Here is a 16,342-nt window from a genome sequence, read left to right as displayed (position 1 = left end):
AATTTATAGGTAATTTTTTCACTCCATTAAATTTATGCAATCGCTTTGGCTTATCTTTCAGCTTCTATTCTGTCTAGCATTCGGTTTTGCCATGGCAAAACGAATTCCGCTTTCGATTATTAAAATCTGTTTCAAGCTATTGCCCTATTTTAGCTATGTTTTATTGATTGCAATTGCCTTTGAATTTTCACAATTGGTAGATGAATTGCAGCATCCTCTCCAGATTTTGAGTACGTCGATCAGCATTGCCTTTCTGACCTCGCTCGGTGCTTTTGCATTTTGTTATCTACTATTTAAATGGGCAGGTTATCTTCCGAGTTCCGGTCGGGTATCCGTCGACCTGGTGCTTAAATCCCTACTGAACATGAGCTATGCCTTTTTGGCTCTCGCAGGCGGATATTGTTTACATACGGGCTTGAATCTATTTGATCTATCCGTGCAAATCAGCACCTGGCATTTGTTGCTGGTATTTATGTTCATGATTGGCCTGGATCTGGCTTATTCACCTTTAGATCGTTCCTGGTTAAATTTTAAAATTCTCTTAGTTCCGATTGGTTGTATTTTTGGTTCATTATTTGCAGTCATGCTTTATTCATTCTGGAATACAGACATCAGTCTAAAAGATTTGATCATGCTGTCACAAGGCTATGGATTTTACTCAATGTCAGGTGTTGTCGTAACAGAACTCAGAAATGCAGAACTCGGCAGTATCGCGCTAATGAATGACCTGTTTAGAGAAATTTTTGCCATCTTACTCATGTATTGTATGGGCTGGAGATACCCAAGATCCGCCATTTCCGCAGCGGGTGCAACTGCGATGGATGTGACTCTACCGATGGTTAAACAGGCCTGTGGGCATGATTTTATTCCACATGCCATGGTCAGTGGTTTTATTTTGTCACTGTTAGCACCAGTCATGGTGAGTGTACTGGCAGCGATTTAATTACTTTATCACTTTCTCAATCTCACTAAATTCCTCTTTTATAAAGAGGAACTCTCCTCCCTGATTCAGTTTAAAAGCAGAATTTTAAAACGAAGCACAAGCAAGTAGGCCGAGCGGGCTGACTAAAAACTTAAATCAATATCACTTAAGGCATCGCCTACTGTTTCAATAACATCCGAAGCAAGACTGATGGCATCAGATGCCAAACTGACCACATCGATCCCCGCTGTCCGATCTGCTGAGCTTGCCTGCTGTTGTTGCTATTCTTGTTGCTTAAGCTGTTCTGCCTGTTGAATATTTTGAATAACGTCATTCTGTACTTTTTCTAATTGTGGTTCAGATGAAGTCATCATTTTTCCTTTTTATTTTATAACCATTTTTTCAATATATAAAAAAAGCTTTTCGACTGAAAGGCTTTTTGTCATTCAAACCGTATTAAAGCGTTGCCAAAATATCTTTCAAAGTCTGACGCATATTTTTAGACTGGGTAATCGGGCGACCAATTACCAGATGTGTTGAGCCATCTAGCATTGCCTGTTTCGGTGTCACAATACGTTTCTGGTCATCTGCATTCGACCCTTCTGGACGAATGCCGGGTGTCACTAATGCAAAGTCTTTTCCAATCGTTTCACGTAACATTTTCGCTTCTTGAGCTGAGCAAACCACCCCATCTAGACCACTGTCTTTTGTCAGTTGTGCCAGACGTTTTACATGCTCATTTGGCTCAATATCCAGACCAATATCTTTCAAGTCTTCACGGCCCATTGACGTCAATACAGTCACTGCAATCAACTGAGTTTTATAATTACCCGCTTGCAAACGCTCTACACAGGTTTCCATCATCTTGCGGCCACCTGAGGCATGCACATTGACCATCCACATACCCAAATCTGCTGCCGCGCATACTGCCTGTGCTGTTGTATTTGGAATATCATGAAATTTCAGATCCAGAAATACATCAAAGCCTTTATCTTGAAGTGCTTTGACAATGATTGGACCTTCATGGGTAAATAACTCTTTACCAACTTTTAGTCGACACAAGGCAGGATCTAACTGTTCTGCAATGGCTAAGGCATCAAATTGGCTTTTGGCATCTAGTGCGACGATGATACTCAAGAGATTACCCCTTCATATAGGCAAAAAATAAGCCCATTATAATGGGCTTTGATTTTCATTGGTAATATCTAATACAGTTTTTTCATGCCGGGTATGAGCTGCTGCTTCAGCGGCCATTAACTTGGCGGTATTTAACTGTTCTTTACGTAGATGTTCAATATCTTTACGCAGTCGTTTGATTTCCCAATTCGTCTGAAAAACCCGGAAGATCTGAACGCCCAATAATAGGCCCAAAACGACACCTAGCGATAAAGTGAGGAGAAGCAATAATCCTAGGCGCATTGCGGGAACTTGAGTAAATAACAAGTCCACTGACAATTCTGTACCGTTTTGCAAAACCAAAGCTAGTGAATAACCAAACAGTACCAATAAAAGAATGACTAGAACGTAACGCATGAACACCCCGAAAAGTATTTACAATTATTTTTGTGCAGACTCGTTCACAGCGTCACGAAGTGCCTTACCTGGTTTAAAGTGTGGAACTGCTTTTGCAGCCACTTCTACAGATTTACCAGTTTTAGGGTTACGACCTACGCGCGGCTCACGGTGATGCAATGCAAAACTACCAAATCCACGAATCTCGATACGATTGTCAGTTGATAATGCTTCTATCATTTGATCAATCATGATTTTAACTGCTTCTTCCACTAAAGGCTCAGCCAAATGCGGATTTTTTAACGCAATACGCTCTATTAAGTCAGACTTATTAAGTGCTTCAGTAGTCATCTGCGACCTCTTTAATTATCAAGCTACTTGGGATCTATTTCCCGATAATAACCTGTTTAAATACAAAACGGTAGCGCAATAATTAAATACTACGCTACCGTTTACAGTATTTGTATAAAAAGCATTAGTTAACTTACATTAACAATACAATTCAAACGCTTACTTAGTTGCCCATTTGAGCTTTGATCAGGTCACCAATCGTCTTAGGACCATTGTCTTGACCAACAGGAGCCGTTTTCAAGTTAGCAACTGCTTCTTTCTCTTCAGCTTCGTCTTTCGCTTTGATAGACAAGTTGATTGCGCGAGATTTACGATCTACGTTGATGATCTTCGCTTCAACTTCTTGACCAACTTCAAGGAACTTAGTTGCATCTTCAACGCGGTCGCGGTTGATTTCAGATGCTTTCAGAGTCGCTTCAACTTCGTCAGCTAACTTAACAGTAGCGCCTTTAGCGTCAACTGCAGTTACAGTACCTTTAACCAACGCACCGCGTTCGTTAGCAGCAAGGAAGTCATTGAACGGATCGTTGTTCATTTGCTTGATGCCAAGGCTGATACGGTTGCCTTCAGCGTCTACAGAAAGGATAACCGCTTCAACAGTGTCGCCTTTCTTATAACGACGAATCGCTTCTTCGCCTTGTTCGTTCCAAGAAATATCAGACAAGTGAACTAGACCGTCGATACCGCCTGGTAAACCGATGAAGATACCGAAGTCAGTGATAGATTTGATCGTACCAGAAACTTTTTCGCCTTTGTCGTGGTCTTTAGCAAACTCTTCCCACGGGTTAGCACGAGTTTGTTTGATACCAAGAGAAATACGACGACGTTCTTCATCAACTTCAAGAACCATAACATCAACTTCGTCACCAATCTGAACAACTTTAGATGGGTGGATGTTTTTGTTCGTGTGATCCATTTCTGAAACGTGTACTAAACCTTCAACGCCTTCAGCGATTTCAGCGAAACAACCGTAATCAGTCAGGTTAGTTACGCGCGCTTTAACGATTGAACCTTTAGGGTAACGGTTCATGATCGCTAACCATGGATCTTCGCCAAGTTGTTTAAGACCTAGAGAAACACGGTTACGTTCGCGGTCGAATTTAAGTACTTTAACAGTAACTTCTTGACCCACTTCAACAACTTCTGAAGGGTGCTTGATACGTTTCCAAGCCATGTCAGTGATGTGAAGAAGACCATCAATACCGCCAAGGTCAACGAATGCACCGTAGTCAGTAAGATTTTTGATAGTACCAGTAACTGTTTGACCTTCTTCAAGCTGAGCAAGAAGAGCTTCACGGTCAGCTGAAGATTCAGCTTCCATAACAGCACGACGTGAAACAACAACGTTGTTACGTTTAGCGTCAAGTTTGATTACTTTGAATTCTAACTCTTTGCCTTCTAGGTGAGTAGTATCACGAATAGGACGAGTATCAACTAAAGAACCTGGAAGGAACGCACGTACTGGACCGATGTCAACAGTGAAACCACCTTTAACTTTACCAGAGATAACACCAGTAACGATTTCGCCGTCTTCAAAGATTTTTTCAAGTTTAGTCCAAGTTTCTGCGCGTTTAGCTTTTTCGCGAGAAAGAACTGTTTGACCCATACCATTGTCAAGTGCTTCAACAACTACGTCTACAGTGTCGCCAACTTGAACTTCAAGTTCGCGCTGTTCATTTAAGAACTCAGCACGGTCAACAACGCCTTCAGATTTAAGGCCAGTGTCAACAGTTACCCAATCAGAGTCAATGCTTACTACAACGCCTTGGATAACTGCACCCTTTTCAACGTTGAGGTTTAATTCGCTTGCTTCAAAGAGGGCTGCAAAAGATTCGGTCATGATATTTCCGATAAAGTCAGCGGTCTTGGATCAGACAAGGCCGGTTTAATTAAGCATCTACATAGTCCATATAAAACTGATCAAGCTATGCGTTTGCTGATAAAATTGGGTTAGTTTGCTAACTGCTGATCCACATAAGTGGTCATCAGCTGGAATACTTCATCGATATTCAAATCTGAACTATCGATAATGTAAGCATCATCCGCAGGCTTGAGTGGAGCGACAGTGCGTTCCATATCTCGTTTATCGCGAGCGATGATATTAGCTAAAATGTCGCTTATTTTAACATCCAGCCCCATGCCCTGCAACTGCTTTACACGTCTTTGCGCACGGGATTCAGCCGAGGCCGTCAAATATATTTTTGCCTGGGCGTTCGGGAAGATACTTGTCGCCATATCGCGTCCGTCTGCTACCAGACCCGGTGCCTGCGCAAAGGCATGTTGGCGTGAAACCATCGCTGTTCTAAGCTCAGGAATTGCTGCAACTTTTGAAGCAAACTCTCCTACCCGTTCAGTGCGAATAGTTTGGGACACATCTTCACCATCCAGCCACACCTGCACTCCAGTGTCGGTACTGACAAACTGGATATCTAAATTTGTTGCGATTTGTACGCATTCTGGCAATTTCGTGTCTAGAGAATCCAGCAAATCATGGTGATGCAATGACAAACCCAAAAGGCGGTATAAAGCACCAGAATCCAATAAGTGAAACTGATAATGTGCAGCCAGTTTCGCTGCTAACGTGCCCTTGCCAGACCCACTTGGACCATCAATGGTAATAATTTGAACTGTCATTGCTTTCCCGTTGTTGTTTAAACAGATTTTGCGAGTTTTGTCAGGCCTAGTTTAATCGCTGCCTGTAACTGTGCAAGGATTAATTTACTCACAAAAGGCGCACGTGCCTGCAATTCAATCGTATAAGTTACTAGCGTTTTGTCATCAGCCAGTGCTTCAAATTCAATAATACCCAAATGATGCTTGATTAACGGATTTTTAATAATCTGGTATTCGATGCGATTATTTGGCTCGAACAAGGTAATTTGTTCTTTCAGCGGCTTTATTGGCCCCATACCCATTGCACGTACCGAACCGAGTCCATCAGGATGTTCAGCATCCGCAGAATCCTTGATTCGTTCGACCTGCATCGGTGCGAAGGCAATATTATAGGTGGCATGTTTGGACATCAAATTGAAGACATCATCAAGGGCTGCTGGGAATTCTTTTTTTACTTGGATGCTGTTCATTATTGTTCCTGAAGATTGCAGATATTTGAAAGTGGGAAAATTTTAGCGGATAAAGTAAATTTACTTCTGCGTATTTAATAACTTTTCTTGTAACTTGAATTGTCGTTTCTGCTCGCGACGCAACTTAAAAAATGCACTGAGCTGTTCAGAGCATTGCTGCTGCATGCAGCCTGCCTGGAAAGAAAATACGTGATTATAATAACCGGTTTCAAACAGTTGACGCGCACTCACCAGTGAACCTGCTTTCGCTTCAAATGCGCCAAATACTACCCGTGAAACCCGTGAATGCACCAGCGCACCAACACACATGGTGCACGGCTCTAAAGTCACATAAAGCACCGCATCATCAGGTAAACGATAATTCTGGATGTTTTGACAGGCATCACGCAGCGCCACAATTTCAGCATGCGCAGTCGGATCATTTAATGTAATGGACGTATTAAATCCCTGACCAATGATCTGATTCTGACTGACGATAATTGCCCCGACAGGAATTTCTCCCTGTGCAGCAGCAAGTGCAGCCTGCTCGTAAGCACGCTGCATCCAGTATTCATCTGTAAATTGTGTTTCGGACATTGAGGCTTAAATCACACCATAATGCTTGAGCAGCTCATTCCAGCTTTCAATAGTCGTAACTGGAGGATTCCCAGACAGGATCCCTTTCAAGTTCATATCTGCACCTTTTTTCCACTCAGGACTAAGGTCTTTGTCGACCAGACGTGCTCGTACACCCTCAACAAAGTCATGATGACGGATTTTCCAGTCAGAAATTTGAACTTCCAGTTCGAAAACTTCATTCCAGGAATGTACCTGCTTACCCCATTGCCATAATAGCCAGGTCAAGGCTGCGGTGGTTGGTGAACCTTTTTTCAGATTTTCACTAGCCTGACGCAACCAGTCACTGCGCGCATCACTCAGGCCAATAATCGACTCATAATCATGCTCAAAGTTGATACCACGGCAAACACTATGAATCACGTCCAGAGAGTTTTGCAACGGTCCCGGGCCGACCGGACGGTGCATACTGTTCAGGGTGTCATCAATCGCACGGAAATCACCTGCAGGATAATGCTCCCAGTCGATATTAATGACTTTATCCAAAACTGAATCACGCTGTGCATCACAAATATGCGTTGCCCAGCCAATCCCGTAAGCGCCCGCAGCGGTCATGATCGAACCGGTCAAGCCGGTAAATAGACCAATCGCACCACGATCTGCCAAGAAGCGTGTTGCACCCACGTCTGGATACAAACCAATATTAATTTCAGGCATGGCTAAACGTGAATATGGCGTCACTAAACGGAAAGGTGCCGCCATAAACAAGCCCAAGCCACCGCCCATCACATAACCTTCACCCCAGACTAAAACGGGTTTAGCATAATTATGCAATAACAGATCAAGTGCATATTCTTGTTCAAAGAACTTATTGGCAGCCGCGACTTCATCATTAATCACTAACTGACGCAGTTTACGTACATCCCCACCCGCACAGAACGCTTTCGGTGTGGTTGAATCCAGCCAGATTGCTTTTACGCTGTCATCATGATGAAAGTCCTGAAATACTTCCAGAAGTGCGGAAGCGATCGATTCATCCAGCGCATGCAAAGATTTCGGGCGATTTAAACGAACGATACGCCAACCATTGTGCGCTTCTTCAACAATCAAATCTGGATGATAATGTTTAGTAAGGGGAGAATATTTCATGCGTCCAGCTGCCAATCTATAGGCTCAATGCCATGTTGTTTGAGGTAATTATTCGATTTCGAAAATACTTTACAACCAAAAAAACCACCACGGTTTGCGGCCAAAGGCGATGGATGTGCTGCCTTTAACACGAGATGCTTGTCTTGATTAATGCGCTGTCCTTTACGCTGTGCGTATGCGCCCCAAAGAATAAAGACAATATGTTCACGCTGTTCATTTAATACATCAATGACGTGATCGGTAAATTCTTCCCAACCGCGCTTTTGATGCGAAGTCGGCTGACCTGCTTCTACGGTCAGTACTGCATTTAACAGAAGCACACCCTGCTCTGCCCAATGCGTCAAGTCACCATGCTTCGGTCTTTCAACCCCAACATCAGCATGTAACTCATGAAAAATATTACGCAAAGATGGTGGTAATGCAACTCCCTTTTGCACGGAAAAGCTTAATCCATGCGCCTGATTTGGGCCATGATAAGGATCTTGCCCCAAAATTACCACTTTTACCCGATCTAGCGGCGTGGTATTTAACGCATTAAAAATCAGATGATTGGGAGGATAAATGATTTTATCTGCTTTTTTTTCTTCAACGAGAAATGCTTTTAATTCATCCATTTTTGGACTGAGCAAAAATTCACTCAATCCATATTTCCAGCTTTCATCCAACTGAACTTTATTCAGCTTGGCCAGTTGCTGTTCATTTAAAGACATTCTTCAATCCTAAATCTATGTCAATGGATTTAAAGTCACGCAGACTTTAAATCTGTACCTGTAAATCTACTGTAGGGTTATGAAATGGTGTGCCCTGTTTGAGCTTGGCAAACATGTCCGGATCTGTCCATTCAGCCTGCACTTGTTCAGAGAACTCAAGTTGCTCCAGACTAAGGATGCCCATTTGTTCATTTTGAATATCTTCTAAAAAGCTTTGTGCATAGCCGGTGTCGGTTTCATGCACAATCACAGAATAGACTTCGACATCGCCTTCACCATTTTGAGTCACGGTCGATGCCAGCACCTGCTGTGCCAGAAAGAAGAAAATACGTGAAAACTGTTCTGCTGATGGCGATACCGGCAAAGACACCCAGCGCGCACTGAAATTCTTGCAGGCCTGAATATATTCCGGATCGTCATTTTGCCAAAAGCAGATGGCATGATCGAAAGAATCAAAGAAATCCTTAATCACACCTTTAAGCAGACCAAAGTCATAGACCATTTGACCATGATCTAGCTTCGAGGCTTTTAGCAATAACTCGACTTTATAACTATGGCCATGGATCGAACGCTTACAGCGATCTGACGTGCAGTTACGCACAATATGAGCATTCTCAAACTTAAATAACTTACGAATTAACATATGCCGTAATGTCGTCAAAAAATAGGTGAATTAATTTTGATTATAAAGCAAAAGTAAAGCTTTGAGGATTAATTTTGCTGTTTAGCATGATAGGGAAAAGGCATCAGCCCGGCATTTGCGCTTATCCAGCCTGTACAATTCATGAGCTAAAATTAAAATGGCGCCATGCTACGATAGGCTACATAAACCTGTTTGTCCTGACGAACCAGATCACTGCTGAATTGGCGCTTACGCTCACTTAAAACCACTTCGATTCGGGCTTTAAAATAATTGGATTGAACCCCAAGCAGGCTGTTAAATAGATTACGCTTATCCGCATCAACCTGAGCGAAAGGCTCGAGTGACCACAAATCAGATACATTGGAAAAATACTCCAAATTGGCCTGACGCTGATCCAGCAATTGCTGCACCGCATTCACATCCAGCTTTTCATCTATACTCGCCAAAAGAAAAGCTGAAGCCGTATTAATATTGACCGGACTCTCCTGCACCGGTGCAGTACTCAGATAAGGTGCTATCAACTTATATTTATTCTCTTCAAAACCGCGTACCAGCTTTAATTCTTCCACGCTATGAAATTTTGCATTCGGCGGCAAAGCAGCATTGGGCAAGCCTTGATAATAGTTAGATTCGGCGCCCATACCTCCACTGACCAGCTCATCTGCATCCTGCCAGTCAATGACTGCTTCACTCAGCTGTGCCGGCAAACCGGCACGTTTTAGAATCAGCTCGAACCATGCCTTGGCATTTTCATTCACCGTACCTTCGGCGGTGATCAGGCTATTTAAATTAAACTTTCCCGATTCATCCTGCACAATTCCGGAGACATAACCGTCATCTACCGGAAAAGCCGGCATGGGTTGCGCCCAGGTTTCCTGCAGATGGTCGACCTCTGCAGCATTTTCAGCATCATCGACCAGCAATTCAGAAAAAAAGGCCTCGGCACTTTTGGCATACATGAGAGACTGGTTTTGTCGCATTAAATAAGCAGTGCTTTCAGCAGTTGCAGCCTGACGCTGGGCAATCGTGGCAGCCAAAATAGTCGCTAGCGCTACCATCACCAGAATGGTAATCAGTGCAATGCCCTGCTGCTGCTTGATCATGATCGCTTTATTCATTTTCATTTCTTATTATTCTGAGCTGGGTTGACCGGTGTTCTGAGTATCAAGCAAAAAGTCCGTATTTAATAAACTGAACATCCATTCATAGCTAACGCCATTCACGGTTAAATTGATTTTAATCCCTTTAGGCAAACGCTGTTTATGCTCTAACAGATTCAGATCAGCAGAAGCATCTGGCCATTGCGTGAGCTCATTCGGATTGAGTACGACGATCTGGAATTGTTCTACTTCCGACAATAAAACACTGGATTCTGGCTGATCTTGACCTGTCTGATTCAGATTCCGGTATTTCAGGCGATAAAGCTTCTGCTCATCGGCTCGATACTGATATTCAATGCGCTCATCTGGGGAAATCCCTTCTTCCAAAGGATCAGTTACCCCGGTTTTACTGAAATTAAAGCGTCCGTTCTGCAGCACTAGAGCCGGTTGAATATCCCCATTGATGTTGGCCGTTAAGGGGACTGTCTGTACGGTATCTCGCAGAATCTGCTGATAGGTTTGTTGTAACTGACCTAGACGCTGTTCATGAATCACATTCTGATCTTTAGTTTTGACAATATAATCAAAAACTTTCCAGCCCAAAGCAGACAGCACCGCAAAGATTGCAATGGCAACCAATAATTCGACCAGGGTAAATCCTTTAGGCTTCATGGCGTATTGTTCATGCGATGATTAAAGAACATCAAGCTGCTGATCCCGGATGCAACCTGGCCAGTATCCGGATTCACTAGACTGACCTGTAGTTCAATACGCTGCACATTGGGACTGATCGTCGGTTCACTGCGCTTGTCAATTTGCCAGGTTTCGCCTTGCTGGGTCAGCTGTTTGGAGGCCGTACCATCCATCCATTGCTGATTGATTTCCATTTGAGCCACTTCGTTCAGGGCAATAAACTGTGCTTTGGTGCGCAGAATGGCATTCGAGGTTGACTGGGTATATTGCATTGCAACTTTGGTCAAGGTCATGGCTGCGGTCGCAAAAATTGCCAAGGCCACCATGACTTCCAACAAGGTAAAACCTGAGCGAGGATAAATGAAACAACGTTTCGTCCGAGCGCAAGATAACGAACTCTGTTCAGAGTGCACACGATTAAGCCGAGTAATACTCGGCCTGATAGCACCAAATCCAGTATTCTGCTTGAAATATCTAGATTTCATTGATTTTACCCAGATGATCAATCTCAATCGCAGCACCCACTTCACGGTCTTCTAAAAAGAACTGAATCCGCACCGGCTTGACTTCACCATTGCCGAGCCAGATCAATTGAGGTGAATTTGCCTGAGTCAGGTCACGGTTTTGTGCCCTGGCGTAACGCTGCTGTTCCAGTGCCTGAATCTGAAAGGAAACATGATCAGGCAAACTACGCAATTTAAAATCTACATAACTTTGCCATTTCTCATTTTGCAGGTTCTGTTCAGTCTGCGCTGCTGAACGATATTCTATAATTCCATAGCGAAATGGCGTGACATCTGTCGCTGATTGAACGTCAAGCGCAAGTATTCTGGACTGGTCATTGGCCTCGCGTAGAACCCGTTGTAAGTCCACCAATAAAATTTCACGCGCCTGCATCGCTTTGCGCTGATCGACACCACTAGTATTGAGCAGCACTAGTGACGCCATAATCCCCATAATCACAATCACCACCATCAATTCGATTAAGGTAAAGCCACGAACTGCACTGTGAGGTGATCTAATCATAGGACGACCTTAGGCAAGCTGCTCTGCAGAATGAACCTGCTTAGGCAAAGCTAGTGCCTGATCGATATAGGCCACACGTAAGGTATCGCGCGAACCCAAATAACGCTGATAGAAACTGGAATTGAGAATTGCCGCAGCACCATGGGTCAGCGACCAGATCGAAGCCAGATAATCACGTACCGACATGCGGCTGTTGATCGATGCCAGATAAGTTTCTGTCATACGGATAATCAGGCGTAAGCGCTGTTTGCGCACCTGATAAAGTTCGCTAAACAGGTGCTGGATTCCAACCCCAGTCGTCGACAGGCGTTCTTCAATTTGATGAAACAGCACAGTACGTTCAGGATGATGCAAATGATGCAGCATAAAGAAGGCCAGATGTTCAGGAAAGGCTTTATCGCTATCCTGAATCATTTCCAGCAACATGCCCTCATTACGGATAATCAGCAGCATGTACAGCTCATCTTTACTCTGAAAATGTTTATAAAGTGTCCCTTTGGCCAGATCAAGCTCGGCAGCCAGCGCATCTAGCGTCATTCCTGCTTCACCATTTTCCAACAGGAGCTGTTCTGCAACTTGAAAAATCAAGGTTTCTCTTGCTCGAAACTGAGCCTGACGATCCATCTTCACCCTATAAACTCTCTTTGTACTTTATATAACTTTATTTACTTTAAATTCAGAAGATTTTCAAAGTTCTGCTTTGTGATAAAAGCCATTTCTTCTAGCGACTTATCATATACATCGCAAAGCGCTTTGGCTACATAAGGAACGTATTTAGGCTCATTAGATTTGCCACGATACGGCATTGGCGCAAGATAAGGACTATCGGTTTCAATCAGCACACGATCCAGCGGAACCTGTTTGGCGACATCACGCAGATCCTGCGCATTTTTAAAGGAAACAATGCCGGAAAATGAAACATAATAGCCGCAGTCCAGTACCGCTTTGGCGGTTTCCCAGTCTTCGGTAAAACAATGCAAAATCCCGTGAGTCGATTTTTCCGCGCGGATAATATCAACGGTATCATGCTTGGCGGAACGGGTATGAACAACTACAGGTTTTTTGGTGATTTGTGACGCATGAATATGCCGGGCGAAACAGGCCTTTTGCTCTGCAATAAAATCGGTACTGTGATAATAATCAAGACCGGTTTCACCGAGCGCCCAGACTTTCTCCGGTTGCGCCAGTTCGACCAGATATTCAGTCGTGGCACGCGCCATGGTTGCAGCATCTTCGCAAGGATGTACGCCAACGGTATATCCGACATCTGCATGACGCGCGGCAATTTTGGCCAGCTCGATATGATCATCCAGATCGACCGAGATACTCATGAATTTGGAAACACCGGCTTCACGAGCCTGAGCCAATGCCTGATCCAGATCACCATGATATGGTGTCAAATCAAGCAGGGTTAAATGACAATGAGTATCTACAAACACGATGCGTTCCTACCAAGGGTAAATTAACTACATAGTGTAACTTTTACGTCCTTCAGATTTAAGACCTGCAACCAGACGATCTGCTTCATTTTTAAAATAAACGCCTTTTTCACCGCTTAACTGGATGCCAAAGCCTTGTGGCTTGATGCCATTCTGCTTTTGCGAGACCCAGATGACTTTACCGGTTAAAGGAATTTTCTGGGTCTGGTCAGGCAAAGTCGTCAATACAAAAACCTCTTCGCCCAGTTTGACCGGCTGCTTGGAAGGAATAAAAAGCCCACCACCCACAACATAAGGCATATAGCTGGCAAACAGTGTTTCAATGTCAGGAATATTGGCCTGAATAATACCGCCCATACGTGGTTGCATGTGATTTCCCCTTAATTAAAGATTCATCAGCTTGATAAACAATTCATCAATAACCAGATTGCTTTGGACATTCTGTTCAAGGAATTGTTTAGCGCGCTGAAAATCTTCATAAATTTTAAAAAGTGCTTCTAATGAATATTGTTCGGCAAGCACATTGAATTCAAGGTCAATGTTTTTCACCGTCTGATTTAGCTTGACACAAATTAAATCGGACAACAAGTATTCAAACATTTGAGCAAAGTCACCAAAATTCAGGTTTTTATTCCATTTGGTCGCAATTGCCATCGGCATATTTTTTTGCATGACCAGTTTTTGCCAGTCTTGCAGGAATTCCTGACGTAGTGGCAGCCAGGCACTTTGTGCAACCTCTAGTGCCTGTAACGGCATCTGATTGGACAGGTTCATCAATAACTGTTGTTGGCTAGCACCTGCATCTGGGAGCTGATTCTGGACATAATCGCTAAATTGTTCTGCGGAAATCCGGTCCAAAGCAAAATGCTGCAAACGACTGCGTATAGTCGCGGGCAATTTTAAATAATGATTCGCCAGTAAAATAATGACCGTATTATCACCGGGTTCTTCCAGTGTTTTGAGTAAGGCATTGGCAGAGGCAATATTCAAGGCTTCTGCCGGCTCAATCACAATCACGCGCCAGCCATCTACAGTCTGTTGCACAAAAGGCAGCAGATCGCGAATCTTCTCGATCTTGATTTTGGCATTCTGTTTTTTATTGTCGTCATCGGTACTGATATGCACATAGTTGGGATGGGTATCTGCCTTTAACCATTGACAGCTACTGCATTCACCACATGGCCTGGCAGGCTGACGATTCAGGCATAACACCCAAGCCAGAAACTGTTGGGTAAACGCTTCTTTACCACAGCCTTTTTTTCCATAAAACAATAAACCATGTCCAAGCTTGGGAAAGCGCCCGGTCAGGGTTTCCCAAACCTGTTGCTGCCATGGATAGATATGTGCATTGACATCAAAAGGCATGTATTTGACTCTTCTTAGGCAAAATGGGAAAGATCCATCTGATTCAGGCGATCCAGATCTTCCTGAGTATCTACCCCTGGCGGCAAATTGGCTTCAGCCACCGCAATGGCAATACGGTGTCCATTTTCCAGTACCCGTAACTGTTCTAGAGATTCCAGTTTCTCCAGCACACCCATTTCCCAGGTCACATATTCTTGCAACAGTTTTACCCGATAGGCATATAGACCTAAATGACGATAGGCCTGATCATGCAGCTTCGGTTCAGCGAGTTTCGCGCCATCACGGTCATAAGGAATGGTAGCACGGCTAAAATACAGTGCCTGCTGCTGTTTTGACATTACGACTTTTACAATGCTGTCGCGTTTGAATTCATCCAGTTGATGGATCGGCTCACATAGCGTCGACATGGAAGATTCAGGCTGATCTTCCAAGAGTTGAGCAACCTGTTTTACCAGTTGCGCTGGCAGTAAAGGTTCATCCCCCTGTACATTGACAATGATGTCATCACTGGCCCAGCCTTTAGTTCGAGCCACTTCACTCAAGCGGTCTGTGCCTGAAGGATGATCCGCTGAGGTAATCACCACATCAATGCCTTCAGCACGGCAAACGGCTGCAATACGCTCATCATCAGTTGCCACACACAGATCGTTAAAACCTTGCACTTTTTTGGCTTGGTCCACTACCCGCAGAATCATGGGACGACCATGAATGTCCAGCAACGGTTTACCCGCCAGACGTGAACTGGCGAAACGTGCAGGAATAACAATGTGTTTCATAATGAATGAGCCTTAAGAAATTTGAATACCGTATTGTTGTAACTGTTGCTGCAAGACTGTATAGCAGGCTGGCGATAGGACTGCATCGACTGGCACCACCCAGATATCCTGTTTAAAATCTGGATATTGTTTAAGTAGCGCCATAATTTTTATTGCGTCTTTTTCAGTGGTAATAATCGGATTGTTATCATCGAACTGTAAATCTTCAATGTCATAGTCATGATGGTCTGGAAACTCATGACACTGAAATTGTTCTATGCCTAAATTTTGCAAGGTCTGATAAAACCGCTGTGGAAAGCCAATGCCGACTACCGCATAAAAAGCCGCTTGAGGATCAAAGATTTTATTGTTGTCCTGATTAAGCAAATAAGGCTGTGATGCAGCCAGATGCATATGCAGTTCAGAGCTTGGGTTAGCCGAATGCTCAATTACGGTTCCCGTTTTCAAACGGGTCACTGGTTCACGTAGATAACCTTCTGGAAGCAGTTTCTGATTACCCAGACCGCGATTATTATCCAGCACAATCCACTCAATCTGGCGATTCAAGGCCCAATGCTGCAGGCCATCATCACAGATAATCAGATCCAGTTCATGTTTGTGCAGCAATAACTCGATACTTTTCTGCCGGTTGGGACCAACTGCCATCGGCACACCTGTTGCCTGTACAATCAAGGCAGGCTCATCTCCGACAATCTCCGGCAAGGTATTAAAGTCGACATAGGCAGGAAATGGACCTTGGCCGCCATAGCCTCGACTGATCACGCCTACCCGAACATTTTTCTCGGTTAAATAATCCACCAGATGAATCAACAAAGGTGTTTTACCGCTACCACCGACTGTGATGTTACCAATTACCATAACGGGAATTGGTGCACTATAACTTTTTTTAATGCCTTTTTGATAAAGCCAGTGATTGCTGACAAACCCCAGGCGATACAACCATGACAAAGGACGCAGCACCACCAGCCACTTTGCCTGTGCATTCCAAGCATCCTGAATGATTTGTGCCAGTGCCATA

21 protein-coding genes are annotated in these 16,342 nt (G+C 43.8%); 1 reads left to right on the top strand and 20 read right to left on the bottom strand.

Going from position 1 to position 16,342, the window contains the following annotated elements:
* Positions 1 to 34 precede the first annotated feature (34 nt).
* Positions 35 to 943, top strand: a complete 909-nt coding sequence (locus ACO1B7_RS13140) for a LysO family transporter (RefSeq protein ID WP_129716661.1) — start codon at positions 35 to 37, stop codon at positions 941 to 943.
* Between the two features lie 435 nt (positions 944 to 1,378).
* Here ACO1B7_RS13140 and pyrF read toward each other — a convergent pair whose 3' ends face one another.
* The 20 genes from pyrF to lpxK all read right to left on the bottom strand — a co-directional run bounded on the left by pyrF (position 1,379) and on the right by lpxK (position 16,341).
* On the bottom strand, positions 1,379 to 2,059 hold the full coding sequence (gene pyrF / locus ACO1B7_RS13135; protein ID WP_129716659.1) for an orotidine-5'-phosphate decarboxylase: 681 nt from the start codon (positions 2,057 to 2,059) through the stop codon (positions 1,379 to 1,381).
* A gap of 36 nt (positions 2,060 to 2,095) precedes the next feature.
* Positions 2,096 to 2,455 carry a lipopolysaccharide assembly protein LapA domain-containing protein gene (locus ACO1B7_RS13130; RefSeq protein WP_004278852.1) on the bottom strand — a complete coding sequence of 120 codons (360 nt, stop codon included), beginning with the start codon at positions 2,453 to 2,455 and terminating at the stop codon, positions 2,096 to 2,098.
* 24 nt (positions 2,456 to 2,479) lie between these two features.
* On the bottom strand, positions 2,480 to 2,785 hold the full coding sequence (locus ACO1B7_RS13125) for an integration host factor subunit beta (protein WP_004278853.1): 306 nt from the start codon (positions 2,783 to 2,785) through the stop codon (positions 2,480 to 2,482).
* A 163-nt stretch (positions 2,786 to 2,948) separates the two neighbouring features.
* Positions 2,949 to 4,625, bottom strand: coding sequence for a 30S ribosomal protein S1 (rpsA, locus tag ACO1B7_RS13120; protein WP_005252225.1), 1,677 nt, complete (start codon positions 4,623 to 4,625; stop codon positions 2,949 to 2,951).
* A gap of 110 nt (positions 4,626 to 4,735) precedes the next feature.
* The gene (cmk, locus tag ACO1B7_RS13115; protein ID WP_004645457.1) at positions 4,736 to 5,419 is read right to left on the bottom strand and encodes a (d)CMP kinase; all 684 of its coding nucleotides are present in this window, start codon (positions 5,417 to 5,419) and stop codon (positions 4,736 to 4,738) included.
* Positions 5,420 to 5,436: 17 nt separating this feature from the next.
* Entirely contained in the window at positions 5,437 to 5,868 is a 432-nt protein-coding gene (locus ACO1B7_RS13110; RefSeq protein ID WP_129716657.1) for an SRPBCC family protein, read from the bottom strand.
* Between the two features lie 60 nt (positions 5,869 to 5,928).
* Positions 5,929 to 6,444, bottom strand: coding sequence for a tRNA adenosine(34) deaminase TadA (gene tadA / locus ACO1B7_RS13105; RefSeq protein WP_129716655.1), 516 nt, complete (start codon positions 6,442 to 6,444; stop codon positions 5,929 to 5,931).
* Positions 6,445 to 6,450: 6 nt separating this feature from the next.
* The gene (locus ACO1B7_RS13100) at positions 6,451 to 7,572 is read right to left on the bottom strand and encodes an enoyl-CoA hydratase/isomerase family protein (RefSeq protein WP_129716653.1); all 1,122 of its coding nucleotides are present in this window, start codon (positions 7,570 to 7,572) and stop codon (positions 6,451 to 6,453) included.
* Complete coding sequence (gene ung / locus ACO1B7_RS13095) at positions 7,569 to 8,282, bottom strand: uracil-DNA glycosylase (protein WP_005247316.1); 714 nt, start codon at positions 8,280 to 8,282, stop codon at positions 7,569 to 7,571. The genes ACO1B7_RS13100 and ung overlap by 4 nt, the downstream gene beginning before the upstream one ends.
* Positions 8,283 to 8,328: 46 nt before the next feature.
* Positions 8,329 to 8,925: a 6-pyruvoyl trahydropterin synthase family protein gene (locus ACO1B7_RS13090; RefSeq protein ID WP_004278864.1), complete on the bottom strand. Its 597-nt coding sequence runs from the start codon at positions 8,923 to 8,925 to the stop codon at positions 8,329 to 8,331.
* A gap of 152 nt (positions 8,926 to 9,077) precedes the next feature.
* Positions 9,078 to 10,049 carry a type II secretion system minor pseudopilin GspK gene (gene gspK / locus ACO1B7_RS13085; RefSeq protein ID WP_129716651.1) on the bottom strand — a complete coding sequence of 324 codons (972 nt, stop codon included), beginning with the start codon at positions 10,047 to 10,049 and terminating at the stop codon, positions 9,078 to 9,080.
* Between the two features lie 6 nt (positions 10,050 to 10,055).
* Positions 10,056 to 10,697 (bottom strand): type II secretion system minor pseudopilin GspJ, encoded by a 642-nt coding sequence (gene gspJ / locus ACO1B7_RS13080; protein WP_129716649.1) that lies wholly within the window; start codon positions 10,695 to 10,697, stop codon positions 10,056 to 10,058.
* Complete coding sequence (gspI, locus tag ACO1B7_RS13075; protein WP_165353907.1) at positions 10,694 to 11,203, bottom strand: type II secretion system minor pseudopilin GspI; 510 nt, start codon at positions 11,201 to 11,203, stop codon at positions 10,694 to 10,696. Before gspI ends, gspJ begins: the two co-directional genes overlap by 4 nt.
* The gene (locus ACO1B7_RS13070) at positions 11,193 to 11,744 is read right to left on the bottom strand and encodes a type II secretion system protein (protein ID WP_129716645.1); all 552 of its coding nucleotides are present in this window, start codon (positions 11,742 to 11,744) and stop codon (positions 11,193 to 11,195) included. Before ACO1B7_RS13070 ends, gspI begins: the two co-directional genes overlap by 11 nt.
* A 9-nt stretch (positions 11,745 to 11,753) precedes the next feature.
* Positions 11,754 to 12,368, bottom strand: coding sequence for a TetR/AcrR family transcriptional regulator (locus ACO1B7_RS13065; RefSeq protein ID WP_129716643.1), 615 nt, complete (start codon positions 12,366 to 12,368; stop codon positions 11,754 to 11,756).
* 41 nt (positions 12,369 to 12,409) lie between these two features.
* Complete coding sequence (locus tag ACO1B7_RS13060; protein ID WP_005106566.1) at positions 12,410 to 13,183, bottom strand: TatD family hydrolase; 774 nt, start codon at positions 13,181 to 13,183, stop codon at positions 12,410 to 12,412.
* Positions 13,184 to 13,210: 27 nt separating this feature from the next.
* Positions 13,211 to 13,552 (bottom strand): PilZ domain-containing protein, encoded by a 342-nt coding sequence (locus tag ACO1B7_RS13055; protein ID WP_004278877.1) that lies wholly within the window; start codon positions 13,550 to 13,552, stop codon positions 13,211 to 13,213.
* A 15-nt stretch (positions 13,553 to 13,567) separates the two neighbouring features.
* Positions 13,568 to 14,548: a DNA polymerase III subunit delta' gene (locus ACO1B7_RS13050; RefSeq protein ID WP_129716641.1), complete on the bottom strand. Its 981-nt coding sequence runs from the start codon at positions 14,546 to 14,548 to the stop codon at positions 13,568 to 13,570.
* 14 nt (positions 14,549 to 14,562) lie between these two features.
* On the bottom strand, positions 14,563 to 15,324 hold the full coding sequence (gene kdsB / locus ACO1B7_RS13045) for a 3-deoxy-manno-octulosonate cytidylyltransferase (RefSeq protein ID WP_129716639.1): 762 nt from the start codon (positions 15,322 to 15,324) through the stop codon (positions 14,563 to 14,565).
* A gap of 12 nt (positions 15,325 to 15,336) precedes the next feature.
* Complete coding sequence (lpxK, locus tag ACO1B7_RS13040) at positions 15,337 to 16,341, bottom strand: tetraacyldisaccharide 4'-kinase (RefSeq protein ID WP_004645471.1); 1,005 nt, start codon at positions 16,339 to 16,341, stop codon at positions 15,337 to 15,339.
* Position 16,342: the final 1 nt, after the last annotated feature.

The organism is Acinetobacter lwoffii (genome assembly GCF_049367455.1).
GTDB lineage: Bacteria > Pseudomonadota > Gammaproteobacteria > Pseudomonadales > Moraxellaceae > Acinetobacter > Acinetobacter lwoffii_W.
The sequence above is the reverse complement of the archived record's forward strand: the minus strand, read 5'-3'. Positions and strand labels throughout refer to the sequence as shown.

Coding starts and splice junctions, on each gene's coding strand:
- ACO1B7_RS13125 (WP_004278853.1), bottom strand. CDS start 2,785: ATGACTACTGAAGCACTTAATAAGTCTGACTTAATAGAGCGTATTGCG.
- ACO1B7_RS13055 (WP_004278877.1), bottom strand. CDS start 13,552: ATGCAACCACGTATGGGCGGTATTATTCAGGCCAATATTCCTGACATT.
- ACO1B7_RS13140 (WP_129716661.1), top strand. CDS start 35: ATGCAATCGCTTTGGCTTATCTTTCAGCTTCTATTCTGTCTAGCATTC.
- gspI (WP_165353907.1), bottom strand. CDS start 11,203: ATGAAATCTAGATATTTCAAGCAGAATACTGGATTTGGTGCTATCAGG.
- ACO1B7_RS13070 (WP_129716645.1), bottom strand. CDS start 11,744: ATGATTAGATCACCTCACAGTGCAGTTCGTGGCTTTACCTTAATCGAA.
- rpsA (WP_005252225.1), bottom strand. CDS start 4,625: ATGACCGAATCTTTTGCAGCCCTCTTTGAAGCAAGCGAATTAAACCTC.
- kdsB (WP_129716639.1), bottom strand. CDS start 15,324: ATGAAACACATTGTTATTCCTGCACGTTTCGCCAGTTCACGTCTGGCG.
- ACO1B7_RS13065 (WP_129716643.1), bottom strand. CDS start 12,368: ATGGATCGTCAGGCTCAGTTTCGAGCAAGAGAAACCTTGATTTTTCAA.
- ACO1B7_RS13090 (WP_004278864.1), bottom strand. CDS start 8,925: ATGTTAATTCGTAAGTTATTTAAGTTTGAGAATGCTCATATTGTGCGT.
- lpxK (WP_004645471.1), bottom strand. CDS start 16,341: ATGGCACTGGCACAAATCATTCAGGATGCTTGGAATGCACAGGCAAAG.
- ung (WP_005247316.1), bottom strand. CDS start 8,282: ATGTCTTTAAATGAACAGCAACTGGCCAAGCTGAATAAAGTTCAGTTG.
- gspJ (WP_129716649.1), bottom strand. CDS start 10,697: ATGAAGCCTAAAGGATTTACCCTGGTCGAATTATTGGTTGCCATTGCA.
- tadA (WP_129716655.1), bottom strand. CDS start 6,444: ATGTCCGAAACACAATTTACAGATGAATACTGGATGCAGCGTGCTTAC.
- ACO1B7_RS13100 (WP_129716653.1), bottom strand. CDS start 7,572: ATGAAATATTCTCCCCTTACTAAACATTATCATCCAGATTTGATTGTT.
- ACO1B7_RS13130 (WP_004278852.1), bottom strand. CDS start 2,455: ATGCGTTACGTTCTAGTCATTCTTTTATTGGTACTGTTTGGTTATTCA.
- cmk (WP_004645457.1), bottom strand. CDS start 5,419: ATGACAGTTCAAATTATTACCATTGATGGTCCAAGTGGGTCTGGCAAG.
- ACO1B7_RS13050 (WP_129716641.1), bottom strand. CDS start 14,548: ATGCCTTTTGATGTCAATGCACATATCTATCCATGGCAGCAACAGGTT.
- ACO1B7_RS13110 (WP_129716657.1), bottom strand. CDS start 5,868: ATGAACAGCATCCAAGTAAAAAAAGAATTCCCAGCAGCCCTTGATGAT.
- gspK (WP_129716651.1), bottom strand. CDS start 10,049: ATGAAAATGAATAAAGCGATCATGATCAAGCAGCAGCAGGGCATTGCA.